The sequence below is a fragment of the Roseovarius sp. MMSF_3298 genome, assembly GCF_030733705.1.
GTDB lineage: Bacteria > Pseudomonadota > Alphaproteobacteria > Rhodobacterales > Rhodobacteraceae > Roseovarius > Roseovarius confluentis.
The window spans coordinates 1-11,707 of sequence record NZ_JASHIN010000054.1 but is presented as its reverse complement, the minus strand read 5'-3'; the positions used below and the strand labels follow the sequence as shown (position 1 = coordinate 11,707).

The window sequence follows — 11,707 nt, the reverse complement described above, 5'->3', positions numbered from 1 at the left end:
TTCTTCGAACTCACAACTATACCTCCTGAATTTTCCAGTTTCAGGATAGTTGCGCCACACAAAGTGAGGCAGAACCTTTAATTCTGATATTTTTGCCCATTCACATTCTGGGGGGCTCGTTCATCTCAGGACCGCCTTTACTTCAGCTTGACGCAGTTTTTGGATACAGATGCACCCGCGCTCCGATCTGAACCCGATCATAAAGATCGGATACATGGTCATTGGTCAATCGCGCACATCCATTTGAAACGGCAAATCCGATTGTCCGTGGCTCGTTTGTTCCGTGGATGCGCAAGTAAGTATCCCGTCCATCATCATCATAAAGATATAGTGCTCTTGCTCCCAGTGGATTGCCAGGGCCACCGGGAACGCCATCGGCAAACCGCGCATACTTTTCAGGCTCCCGGCGGATCATTGCATTTGTCGGACGCCAACGCGGCCACTCGGCCTTGCGCGCAACATTGAATGAACCTGCTTCGTACAACCCTTCTCGACCGACACCCACGCCGTAGCGGATCGCCATTCCGTCTTCCAACATGAAGTACAAAAAGAAGTCATCAGGAACGACATGGACCGATCCGGGCACCCAGTCGGTGCGATAGGTATTCACCAATTGAGGAAGAAACCGATCCGGAAGGGCATATGCATGCGCAAAGGTTAGATTCGGCAGCGTAGCTGCAGCCAATGAAGTAAGAACAGCCGCCCGGCGCGTCAAAAATGTCATTCCGTCTCCTAGTCAAGGCCCGCTACGATCCGTCGATTTACATGGTGCTTTCTTTGGGGCCTGCGTCAATTACGACGATCGTTGGCGCCACGTTACGGACCTCGGACATTCCTGAACCAGAACCGCTTTGTCGCAATTTGTAACTATGACACTTCCGCGACTTGACCTTCCAGTCAGTGGAACCCCTATCTCAGGAGGAAGTATGACAAACAAGGGTGTTGTCACGTTAACCTGTCGGCAATCGGCGAAGGCATCGCGTTAGTGGGATCAAGCGATGTTCGCAGCCGTTTTCCAGACATCAAGTGCCTGCAACCGATGGAAGCGGATGGTTAAGGCTGTGCGGCGGCAGGATGGGACAAAGAAGCAGTTTCGGGTTGCTGAGTGAACAGACACGAAGCGCTGCAAGCCGCCGGGTGATCGGTGTCCTTGCATCACCCGTTCCCGCTTTCGAAACGGCAGGTGGCTGTTCTCTGCGCGATTATTCAGGCCCTTGTGCGACCAATGATCCAAACCGGGCGCTACGTCGCGCTTGGCAGCGCCATAGGATCGCAGCTTGTCCGTTATAATCCGTTTTGGCACGAAGCCATGACGCTTGAGAAGTCTGAGCATCAGACGTTTCGCAGCCGGCTTATTCCGACTGGACTGGAGGATTTCATCCAGCACAACCCCATGTTGATCGACCGCGCGCCAGAGCCAGAATGACCTGTCGGCAATCTTCACGACGACTTCGTCCATATGCCAAACATCACCCGGACGGGCTTGCCTCCGTCGCAGATTCTGGGCGATCTGAGGCCCGAATTTGACCGTCCAGCGCCTGATGGTTTCGTAGGACACATCAATTCCGCGCTCGAGCAACATCTCCTCAACCTCACGCAGGCTTAGGTTGAAGCGCATGTAGAGCCAGACCGCGTGAGCGATAATCTGGGATGGAAAGCGATGGCGCTTGTAGCTGATAGCCGATGTCTGCATTGCAGTCAGATAAGAAGAAATCGCGACGCGAACAACAATAGGGCAGTTAACGTGACATCACCCCGGCGAGAGTTCGGGATAGCGGCGCAGCATCTCCTCGAAGATCGCCACCGGCCGCAGCCCCGGCGCCTCCTTCAGGAGCGGCACGACTTCAGCATCGAAGATGGCCTCGAGCGGATCGGGCCGTCGGCGCTCCCTCGGCTGCGCCTTCTGCGAAGGAAGTCGTGGGTCATGCGCGATACGATACCCAGTGGAGCGGCTGAAATCGGCCTTGGCGGCGGCCACCTCGATCGGGTGGGTCTGTCGGAGCTTCATGAAAAGCCTCGTCTGTTGATCGGTTACATGGCGGCCCGGCACAAAGGTGGTTCCCATTCCTGAAAACCACCAGCATATCGGTCCGGCCGCGATCGCAGACGCAAATTCGAAGCGCACGCGGTGTTGGGCCTGTTCCTCCAGTCGGGCTACGCCCTCCTTCTGTCACAGGCCCAACACCGCGTCCCATCCTGATTGACGCTGAGTCTCAACTTGTTTGTCGCGCCGCACCAATGTTAGTGATTTTGAAATCAGCAATCCATCGTGCCGATGAAATTTATCCGCATGGTTGCTGCTGACAAAGGCGCCGCGACTTTCAAAATCTCATTGCTTCAAGTCGCGTCGTCAGGTTGGGGAAGTAATTTTTCGTAATCGTTTTTCTTTTTGAGCGTCCTTGCCTTAACGTGGATGGAAAGGACTACGCACGGCTTTTTCGTGCGCGGTACCAGATCTGGCAAAAAAGGCCAAGCACGACAGGAGCCAGTGCGGACATGAGTGAACTGACGCAATACGCCATTCTGCTCGGCCTGACGTTCGGCACGGTCGGGCTGGTCCTGAGCATCTATGCCCTCGCCCGTGCGATCGGGCGGGCCCGTGCCGAACCCGCCAAGGACGTGCCCGCAACCGCCGGCACGCTGGCCCGCGATCCGGTCTGGGTCCGATACCACGCCAAGTATTACGGCTATGCGCTATTGTTTCTGGCCTTCGATATGGAGATGGCGTTCATGTACCCTTGGGCGGTCGTCTACCGTGAAGAGGGGCTGGTTGCCCTGCTCGACATGGGTGTCTTTCTCGCAATCCTGTTTCTCGGCCTGCTCTATGGATGGAGCCAGGGCGCGCTGAGGCGGCAATGATGGATTTGTCCGGAGCACGTCAGGGTCTGTTGCGCGGTTTCCGCGGGTTGGTCGCCGGGGCCATGGCGCGGGACTTGCGCGCGTTCGTTGTTCCCGGTGAGGATATCGCAAATGCCCGTGGTCTCGATCTGGACGCCGCAGGGCTGATCCGCGCGGTGACGCCGCGCCACGCGAACGTCTTGCTGATCGCGGGGCCCTTGCCCACTGCGCTGGCCGATGCGGCCAGCGTCGTCTGGGCCCAGATGCCGCGACCCCGGTGCATTCTGGCGCTTGGTGAGGTCGATCTTGGCCCTCTGCCCACTGCCGACGTGACGGCGGAGATGTCGCAGGCGGGCCTGATCTCCGGACTGGAGGATCTGCGCAAACTGCTCCGCAATGGGGCTTTTGCACCAGACATCACGGAGTTTGATGCGCCTGCCCTGTCGGAGCGGATCGAATACACCTGCCCCATGCATCCCGAAGTCGTTTCGGACGAACCCGGCAAATGCCCGAAATGCGGGATGTTCCTTGTGGAACGCCGCGTTTCCGGCGCGGCGTCGCACGGCCATGAGGGCCATGAGGGCCATGAGGGCCATGAGGGCCATGAGGGCCATGAGGGCCATGAGGGCCATGAGGGCCATGAGAAATCGTCCACGGGTTCTACGCAAGCAGAAAAGGCCCATCATCACGCGGATGCTGTGACCAGCGCCGAGGCGTCCACTTCCTATGTTTGCCCCATGCACCCAGAGGTCACCTCCGACACGCCCGGCTCCTGCCCCAAATGCGGCATGGACCTCGTCCCTCAGGCCGAGGCCGGAGAGCACGCGCACCAAGGTCATCATGCGCATCACGGCCACGGCCATCACGCCAAACCGGCCTCGGAGCCGACAGGCCCCTACACCTGCCCGATGCACCCCGAGGTGACCTCCGAGACACCGGGTTCCTGCCCCAAATGCGGCATGGACCTCGTTCCGCAGGCCGAGGCCGGAGGCCACGCGCACAGTGGACATGGCAGTCACAAGCACCACGCGCACACGCCAGCCCAAGAGGGCCAAGGGGGGCACGCTGCGCATGGCGCACACGGGCAGCAGGATGCGCATAGCGAGCATCATGGCCACGCAGGCCACGGCGCAGCGCCCGACATCCCGGGGATCGAGCCACATTTCATGTCCATGGTCGAGCTGACGGAAGGCAAACCGGTCAGCCCCGACGGGTTGGTGATGGAATGGATAGACGCTCCATTCGGCCCATTCTTCCCGGGTCTGCCAAGCGGACTGCATATGGTTCTGACCCTCGATGGAGACAGCGTCGCGGGCGCCGAGATCAGAGGGATGGAGGCGGCAGCGCTGCCATCAGGCGTTGCTCTCGAAGACTTTGCTGCAAGTCTTGCAGACGCGGTGCCCCTGTCACCTGTGGCGATGCGCGAACTGGCCTGCCGCGCTGCCGAAGCTGCAACAGGGCAGACCGCGCCGAAAGACGTGCTGACGGCGCGCGCCGCGGCGGTTGAACGCGAAAGGATCGCAAGCCATCTCAACTGGCTTGCCGGGTTGGCTCGACAAGCGGGCCTTGCACCGCTGGGGCGCCGGGCGGCGGCCATGGAACACCGCGTCCGGACGGCTAAAGCGGATGAGGTGGCAGAGCAAGCAACCTCTATAACGAGCCTTCTGCACGTTGCACTCAACCGATCACTTATGGGACCAAAACTGACCGGGATCGGGACGCTTCAGGGAGCATCGGAAGGTCCTGTGGCACGTGCGGCGGGCCATGCGTCCGATGCCAGACACGGCGACGGGGTCTACGACGAATTAGGTTTCGAACCGATCACGCAGGATGAAGGCGACGCGATGGCGCGGCTACGCCAACGCTGTGCGGAGATTGCGCAAAGCCTTGATCTGATAGCCGAGGCGGGCGCGATTGCGATACCAGTGATGCCGCGTGCAAAAGGCGACGGCCATGGCATGGCCACACTGGAAACACCGCGCGGACCGGCAACCCTGCACCTGACATTGAAGGGTGGCATGGTTTCCTCGACCCATCTGACCACACCTTTCGCGGCACTCGCTGCGCATGTGCCCGACCTGATAAAGCAGATGGAACTTGCCGACGCACTGACCGCAATCGCCTCGCTCGATCTTGATCCCTGGAGCGCGTCACAATGAGTATCGCGATGATCCTTTTGGCGCTTGCTGTCGGCTGCTACGCAGTGGCCGTTCTGGAAAGCTGGGCGGTTCACGGACGCCTGAGCCTGACACGCCCGGCGACTTCGGCACTTGCTCTTTTGGGCCGTGAACAGATCATGCCCCGCACGCCCGACCGGCTCTTCTTCGAATCCGGCCCGGTCCTACTGCTGGTCGCGGGATTGCTGTCGGTGGCGGTGATCCCGCTGGCGCCGGGGCTGATCATTACCGATCTGGCCATTGGCGCGTTGTTTCTGAACGCCGCGCTGGCCTATGTACTGGTTGCCCTTATCATGGCGGGCTGGGGGCCAAACGGAGCTTATGGGATGATCGGCGGCTGGCGCTTTCTGGGCCAGTTCATCGCCTATGCCATGCTGATCGTGATGCCCATAACGGCAGTGGCGATGCGGGCGGAGTCGCTCTCCACCACCCAGATCGTCCTGTCTCAGGCGGCGCTGTGGAACGTCGCCTATCAGCCCATCGGCTTCGTCCTGTTCGTCATCGCGGCGATGGGTGTCGCCTGGCTGCCGCCCATCGACCTGCCCACCGGCGGCGGCGATCTGGCGGGTGGAGTCGAGGCCGAATACACCGGCGCGCGGCTGGCCGTCCTGCGGCTGGCACGGCTTGTGATCATCGTCGCACTGGCCAGCGCAACCGTCACTTTCTACCTCGGAGGCTGGCTTGGCCCGTGGCTGCCGGGCTGGGTTTGGACTGCGCTCAAGACGCTCGCCGTGGCAGCAGGGATGCTTGCGCTCGGATCCAGACTGCCGCGCCTGCGCGAGGCGAAGTATCTTGAACTGAGCTGGAAGCTCGGCATCACCCTGGCGCTGGCCAATATCTTCCTTGTGGGCGTCATCGCCCTCGTGGTGCCGATATGAGCCTTGCCACCGCCCTGTTTCTCGCGTTTTTCGGTGTTGCCGCGATCTGGTTCGGGATCGTCGTCTTTCGCACGCATTCCATGGTGCGTTCGGCCATCGCGCTCCTCTTCAGTCAGACCGCCATCGGGGCGATGTTCCTTGTCATGCAAGCCGAGTTCCTGGGCGTGCTCCAGATCATGATGATGGCCACCGAGATGAGCGTCATGGCGATCTTCATGGTCATGTTCATGATGGACCCCGGCGGCATGGGCAAGATGGACATGACACACCAGAAACGCCTGTCGCTCTGGGCAGGCGGGATTGGCTTGGTTGCCGCGCTTGTGGTGATCTGGACCGCCGGCTGGCAAGGCCCCGTGCCCGACGTGCCCGGGGCCGATGAACAGGCGCGCTTGCTGGGACGCGAAATCCTCGGACGCTCGATGTTCATCTTTGAAAGCGCGGCGCTGATGATCCTGACCGCGATGATCGCCGCGACCATGGTCGCCATCGCCCCGCAAGAGGAGGACACCCCATGATCCCCGAGCTCATGATCGCGCTCAGCGTCGGTGCGGCGCTTTTCGGCGTTGGTCTCTATGGCGCGCTCAGCCAGACCAACCTTGTCATGATCATCATGGGGGTCGAGCTGATCCTTGCCGCGGCACTGCTCAATCTCGTGGCGTTCTGGCGCTATCTGCACCCCGATGTGACCGCGGCGAAGATGTTCGTGCTAATTGTCATGGCGGTGATGGCGGTCGAGATGGCCGTGGGTTTCGGCATCGCCATCGCGCGGTTCCGCTCGCGCGGGTCGGTCGAGATGGAAGAAGCGCGGGAGCTCAAGGGGTGATCTGGCTGGCGCTGACGATCCTCGCGCCCCTGGGCGCGGGCCTGACGGCCCTTGCGCTGCGGCGGGCGCCGGAGGCGATTGCGCTAATCGGCGCAGCCCTGGGCCTTGCCGGGGCAATTGCGCTGTTCGCCGGGGTGGCGGGCGGTACGGATATCACGGCCAGTCTGCCTTTCCTGCCGGACCTGCCGATCCGGTTGGTGGCCAGCCCGCTGACGGCAACGCTGGCGCTGGTCGTCGCGACCGTCGCGGCCATGGTCCCGACCTATGCGGCGGGCTACATGGCGCAGGATCCGGAACGCCCCCGCTTTTTCGGCACCATGCTGATGTTCGTGGCCGCGATGCAACTTCTGGTGCTGTCGGGCGACTGGATCACACTTCTGGCGGCGTGGGAAATGATCGGTTTCGCCTCTTACCTTCTGATCGGGTTTTGGCACGGACGCAACGGAGTGCCCGGGGCGGCCATGAGGGCGTTCCTCTATACCCGGACGGCCGATCTGGGCCTCTACCTCGCGGCCTTCCTGCTGATCGGTATCGCCGGAACCTCCGAGATATCGGCCACGCTTGCCACCACCGGCACCCCGGCGCTGATCGCGGGCCTGCTGCTCTTGTTCGCGGCGATGGGCAAGTCGGCGCAGGTGCCGATGCAGGACTGGCTGATGCGGGCGATGGCGGGACCAACGCCGGTGTCTGCCCTGCTCCACTCGGCCACGCTGGTAGCGGCGGGGGCGATCCTGCTGATCCGGACCGCACCGATGTTGCCTGGCGGCGCGCTTCTGGCAATCGGGATTGTCGGCGGGGCGACGGCGGTGATTGCCGGGCTAATGGCACTGGCCGCAACGGACCTCAAGCGTCTGCTCGCCGCCTCAACCGCCAGCCAGTACGGGCTGATGCTGATCGCGGTGGGGGCCGGGGTTCCCATCGCCGCCCTTCTGCACCTGATCGCCCATGCGGCGATCAAGTCGGCGCTGTTCCTTGGCGCCGGCGTCTTCCAGCACGACCGCGAGAGCACGGATCTTGACACGCTTGCGGGCGCAGGTCGCACCCGGCCCGGCATCTTTGCGGGCTTTGCCGTGGCAGCTCTGGCGCTGGCCGGGCTGCCACCGCTCGCTGCCTTCTATTCCAAGGACGCAATACTCGCCGCGGCTCTCGATAGCCCCTCTGCCGCGTGGTTGCTGCCGCTGGCCCTTGCCGGGTCGGTGCTGACCGGGGCTTATATGGGCCGGGCATTGAAGGTGCTGTGGTCCGGCACGCCGGAGAAGCCCCACGATCCAGTGCCGCTTATGGCCGTCGGCATGGGCGTTCTCGTGGCACTCGCCGCCACGCTCGGCCTTGTTTTCAAACCGCTGGAGGCGATGCTGGGCGCGCATCTGGCCGAGCCCGGCTGGATCGTCCCGGCCATGGGGCTGGCGGTGGGTCTGGCCGGGCTGGCGCTTGGCTGGCTGCTGGCCCCCGCCCGCCTTCTGGGTCCGCTGCTTGCACCTGCGCGGGATGGGTTTCCAATTGCAGGGGGTTTGGACGCCCTCGTGGTCCGCCCGGCGCTGGCCCTGGCGCGGCTGTGCGACCGTCTGGATAGCTGGATCATCCGCCGTGTCGTGCTGGGCGGCATCGTCACAGGCGCACAAGCGCTGTCACACCGGATCGAGCGCGCCGAATACTGGCTTCTGGCGCTGGTCAACGCGGTTGGCAGGCTGAACCTGTCTCTCGGACAGATCAGCCTGCGCACCGACCGTGACACCATCGACCGCGCAATCTTTGGCCTTGTCGATCGCACAGTCGCCCTCGGCACCCGCGCCCGCCGCCTGCAAAGCGGCCTTATCCACCGCGAAATGGCGATGACCGTCGCCGGAATCGCCCTTGTCACCGGCGTACTCCTCGCCGCCCCGCTTTTCTTCTGAGGATCGCGCTCATGCCGCTTCTGACCATTGCCACCTTCCTGCCCATCCTTGCCGGTCTCGCGCTTATGGCGCTGCCCGACCGCTCCACGAAAAAGGCACACACGGTGTCCATCGCCGCGACGGGGGCCGTCTTCCTCATCACGCTGGGGATCTGGGCGCGGGGCATCGTGGCCGGAGATTTTGCCCAGGTCGAGGAAATCGCCTGGATCCCGGCCATTGGCGCAGCCTACCGACTGGGCGTGGACGGGTTGAGCCTGCCGCTTGTGCTGCTGACCTCGCTTCTGTTTCTTCTGTCGGCGTTGTATTCGGCGCGGATCGGGGAGCGGGCGGCCTCCTATGTGGTGCTGATGCTGATGCTGGAAACCGCGTCGCTCGGCACCTTCATGGCGCTTGACGGCCTGCTCTTCTATGTCTTCTTCGAGGTCTCACTGGTGGGCATGTATTTCATGATCGCAGGCTGGGGCTATGAAGAGCGGCAACGGGCTGCGCTCATGTTCTTCCTCTATACGCTTGTGGGCTCGTTGCCCCTCCTGCTGGCGATCATCGGGCTTTACCTCGGCTCAGGTACCTTCGACATGCGTGTCTGGGTCGAAGGTACCACACTGGGCGGGCTTCCCGCCATGCTGGCGCTGATTGCAATGCTCGTGACCTTCGCGGTCAAGATCCCGGCCTTCCCGGTCCACACCTGGCTTCCGGCGGCGCATGTGCAGGCGCCCACGGCGGGCAGCGTGATCCTCGCCGGCGTGATGCTGAAATTCGGCACATACGGGCTGGTGCGCTTTGCCTACCAGATGACGCCCGAGGCCTTCGCGCAGGCCGGACAGGTGATCCTCGCCTTCGGGGTGGTCAGCGCGCTTTACGGGGCCTTCGCGGCACTGGCGCAGAGCGACCTAAAGAAGATGATCGCCTACACGTCCGTTAACCACATGGGGTACGTGGTGATGGGCGTCGCCATTGCTGCACTGGCGACAGAGCCGCGCATCCGGACCATAGCTTTGGATGGCGCGACCCTCCAGATGGTCAGCCACGGGCTGGTCACGGGCGCCCTCTTCTTCCTTGTGGGCATGTTGCAGGACCGGGCCCATACCCGCGGAATCGGCGATTTCGGCGGGCTGCTGGGCCGTGTGCCGTGGCTTGGCTGGGCCTTCATCCTGTCGGCTTTCGCCTCTCTCGGATTGCCGGGCCTGGCGCACTTCCCGGCCGAGTTCCAGATTTTCCTTGCCACGCTGAACGGCATGCCCTGGGGGTTGATCGCGATCCTCGCCATCGTTGTCACGGCGGCGCTGTATCTGCGGGCCATCGCGGGCGTGTTTCTGGGCGAGATGAACGACAAATGGGCCGACATGCCCGATCTGGACCGGCGCGAAAAGCTGGTGGTCCTGCCGCTTCTCGTCCTGACCGTTCTGATCGGTGTCGCACCCGGCTGGCTGATTGACATGATCCACACCACCATGACGGGCCTCGGCAACTGATGGAGATGGGCCGCGATCTTGCCCTTCTGGCGCCGGAGCTTACGCTTGCCGCCGCGGCGATGCTGATGATCGTCGCCGAGATGTTCCGCGCGGCGCGGCTGGTGCTGGCCATCGGTCTGGCCGGGCTTGCGGCGGCCACCCTGCTGACACTGCCGATGCTGAGCGTTGACGCCACCGTCTTCGGCGGCACTTACCGGATAGACCTGATTTCGGGCTGGGCCAAGCTGATCCTGCTGCCCGGCACCGCTCTGTCCCTGCTGCTCGTCCGGGCCGAAATCGCCGGTCGCCCGCGCGAAGGCAGCGTTCAATCCCTCGTCGTGCTCGTGACCCTTGGCGCGCTGATGCTGTCGGGTGCGGGCGACATGATGGTGGTGGTGATCGGTGTCGTGATGACCGGTCTGGGCTCTTTCGCGCTTGTGGCCTGGCCCCGCGACGATGCCGCCACCGAGGCGGCGATGAAATACCTCGTCTTCGGCGCGGTCACCGGATCGGTGATGATCTACGGGCTGACCTTCTGGTTCGGCGGCACCGGCTCGACCCTGTTCTCGGAGCTGGGCCAGTTGCAGGGCCAGACACTTGTGACCATCGCCGGGTTGATCGCCATCATCGTCGGTCTGGGCTACAAGGGATCGCTGGTGCCGTTTCATTTCTGGGCACCGGACGCTTATCAGGGGGCGCCCGTGTCGATCGCGGCCTACCTGTCCGTCATCACCAAGGCGGCCGCCTTTTTCGCGTTCGCGCAGGTCCTGCGCGACCTGCCCCGTGACGGTGGCTGGCCTCTGGCGCTGGCCGTGATCGCGGCGGCGACAATGACCTATGGCTACCTCGCCGCACTGGTGCAGACCAACCTTGTGCGCCTGATCGCCTATTCCTCGGTGGCACAGTCGGGATATTTCCTGATGGGCGTCGTGGCCCTCGGGGCCAGCGGCTTTGCCGTTCCGGGCATTCTGGTCTTTGCCGCCGCTTACGTGGCGATGAACCTCGGTGCCTTTGCGGTTGTCCTGCTGGCCGGGCGCGATCTGGGCGATCTCGAAGGCTTCGGGCGCACCCGTCCGTGGCTCGGCGCGGCGATGGTGGTGTTCCTGCTGTCACTGACCGGCATCCCGCCGCTCTTCGGCTTCGTGGGCAAATTTTACCTGCTCTCGGCAGCGGTCGAGGCCGGGTATCTGTGGCTTGCGATCATCGGCGTCCTGAACTCGGTGCTGGCACTTGGAGTTTACCTGCGGTTGATGGTGCCGATGTATCGAACTTCTTCGACAGAGCACCCGTCAGAGGTGGGCGCAGTTCTGACCCAAGGAACAGTCGTGGTCACCGTGCTTGCCACGCTGCTCATCGGGCTCGCGGCCGGAATCCTGCCCGGGCCGTAGACCAGACATCGGCATGGATTTGAAGGTGACCGGGCCAGCCCGCCGGTTTGAGACGCGTTCAAGCGAAGAGCATCGGACATTCGCGCGCGCACCTTTTGCGCGCGATGATGTAGATGAGGTGCTGGGTCCCGAGACCGGCAAGCAGGCAAAAAAAATCTACGTGTCGCGTAGCCCTTTAATCGGCTCTGCCTCAATCTGTGTGGCGGAACGGTAGCATTCTCGCCCGCAACAATTCTGGACCGGCTCGACCGTACATG

At 62.9% G+C, this 11,707-nt stretch carries 10 protein-coding genes and 1 pseudogene; 8 read left to right on the top strand and 3 right to left on the bottom strand.

Features of this window, described 5'->3' with window-relative positions; all coding sequences use genetic code 11:
* Positions 1–142: 142 nt before the first annotated feature.
* The 3 genes and pseudogenes from RBB18_RS22840 to RBB18_RS22830 form a co-directional block, all read right to left on the bottom strand.
* Complete coding sequence (locus RBB18_RS22840; protein ID WP_082631181.1) at positions 143–724, bottom strand: L,D-transpeptidase; 582 nt, start codon at positions 722–724, stop codon at positions 143–145.
* A 267-nt stretch (positions 725–991) separates the two neighbouring features.
* Positions 992–1,693 carry an IS6 family transposase gene (locus RBB18_RS22835; RefSeq protein ID WP_057796910.1) on the bottom strand — a complete coding sequence of 234 codons (702 nt, stop codon included), beginning with the start codon at positions 1,691–1,693 and terminating at the stop codon, positions 992–994.
* Positions 1,694–1,753: 60 nt separating this feature from the next.
* Positions 1,754–2,065: pseudogene (locus RBB18_RS22830) on the bottom strand (IS21 family transposase); the annotation flags it as partial.
* A 431-nt stretch (positions 2,066–2,496) separates the two neighbouring features.
* Between RBB18_RS22830 and RBB18_RS22825 the strand changes: the two are divergent.
* The 8 genes from RBB18_RS22825 to RBB18_RS22790 are packed head-to-tail and all read left to right on the top strand — an operon-like array spanning position 2,497 to position 11,450.
* Positions 2,497–2,859 (top strand): NADH-quinone oxidoreductase subunit A, encoded by a 363-nt coding sequence (locus tag RBB18_RS22825; protein WP_043847423.1) that lies wholly within the window; start codon positions 2,497–2,499, stop codon positions 2,857–2,859.
* Positions 2,859–4,997, top strand: coding sequence for a heavy metal-binding domain-containing protein (locus tag RBB18_RS22820; RefSeq protein WP_306112597.1), 2,139 nt, complete (start codon positions 2,859–2,861; stop codon positions 4,995–4,997). The genes RBB18_RS22825 and RBB18_RS22820 overlap by 1 nt, the downstream gene beginning before the upstream one ends.
* Positions 4,994–5,893, top strand: a complete 900-nt coding sequence (locus tag RBB18_RS22815; protein ID WP_043847419.1) for a complex I subunit 1 family protein — start codon at positions 4,994–4,996, stop codon at positions 5,891–5,893. The genes RBB18_RS22820 and RBB18_RS22815 overlap by 4 nt, the downstream gene beginning before the upstream one ends.
* Entirely contained in the window at positions 5,890–6,408 is a 519-nt protein-coding gene (locus RBB18_RS22810) for an NADH-quinone oxidoreductase subunit J (protein WP_078523484.1), read from the top strand. Before RBB18_RS22815 ends, RBB18_RS22810 begins: the two co-directional genes overlap by 4 nt.
* Complete coding sequence (nuoK, locus tag RBB18_RS22805; RefSeq protein ID WP_050532696.1) at positions 6,405–6,716, top strand: NADH-quinone oxidoreductase subunit NuoK; 312 nt, start codon at positions 6,405–6,407, stop codon at positions 6,714–6,716. The genes RBB18_RS22810 and nuoK overlap by 4 nt, the downstream gene beginning before the upstream one ends.
* A complete protein-coding gene (locus RBB18_RS22800; protein ID WP_306112596.1) occupies positions 6,713–8,611 on the top strand; it encodes an NADH-quinone oxidoreductase subunit L in 1,899 nt (632 codons plus the stop codon). The genes nuoK and RBB18_RS22800 overlap by 4 nt, the downstream gene beginning before the upstream one ends.
* A gap of 11 nt (positions 8,612–8,622) precedes the next feature.
* Complete coding sequence (locus RBB18_RS22795) at positions 8,623–10,083, top strand: NuoM family protein (RefSeq protein ID WP_216034234.1); 1,461 nt, start codon at positions 8,623–8,625, stop codon at positions 10,081–10,083.
* Between the two features lie 5 nt (positions 10,084–10,088).
* Positions 10,089–11,450: an NADH-quinone oxidoreductase subunit N gene (locus RBB18_RS22790; RefSeq protein WP_306112595.1), complete on the top strand. Its 1,362-nt coding sequence runs from the start codon at positions 10,089–10,091 to the stop codon at positions 11,448–11,450.
* Positions 11,451–11,707 lie beyond the last annotated feature (257 nt).

Excerpts from the sequence above, each read along its gene's own strand:
- RBB18_RS22825 (WP_043847423.1), top strand. The coding sequence starts at position 2,497 with ATGAGTGAACTGACGCAATACGCCATTCTGCTCGGCCTGACGTTCGGC.
- RBB18_RS22810 (WP_078523484.1), top strand. The coding sequence starts at position 5,890 with ATGAGCCTTGCCACCGCCCTGTTTCTCGCGTTTTTCGGTGTTGCCGCG.
- RBB18_RS22790 (WP_306112595.1), top strand. The coding sequence starts at position 10,089 with ATGGGCCGCGATCTTGCCCTTCTGGCGCCGGAGCTTACGCTTGCCGCC.
- RBB18_RS22815 (WP_043847419.1), top strand. The coding sequence starts at position 4,994 with ATGAGTATCGCGATGATCCTTTTGGCGCTTGCTGTCGGCTGCTACGCA.
- RBB18_RS22840 (WP_082631181.1), bottom strand. The coding sequence starts at position 724 with ATGACATTTTTGACGCGCCGGGCGGCTGTTCTTACTTCATTGGCTGCA.
- RBB18_RS22835 (WP_057796910.1), bottom strand. The coding sequence starts at position 1,693 with ATGCAGACATCGGCTATCAGCTACAAGCGCCATCGCTTTCCATCCCAG.
- nuoK (WP_050532696.1), top strand. The coding sequence starts at position 6,405 with ATGATCCCCGAGCTCATGATCGCGCTCAGCGTCGGTGCGGCGCTTTTC.
- RBB18_RS22820 (WP_306112597.1), top strand. The coding sequence starts at position 2,859 with ATGGATTTGTCCGGAGCACGTCAGGGTCTGTTGCGCGGTTTCCGCGGG.
- RBB18_RS22795 (WP_216034234.1), top strand. The coding sequence starts at position 8,623 with ATGCCGCTTCTGACCATTGCCACCTTCCTGCCCATCCTTGCCGGTCTC.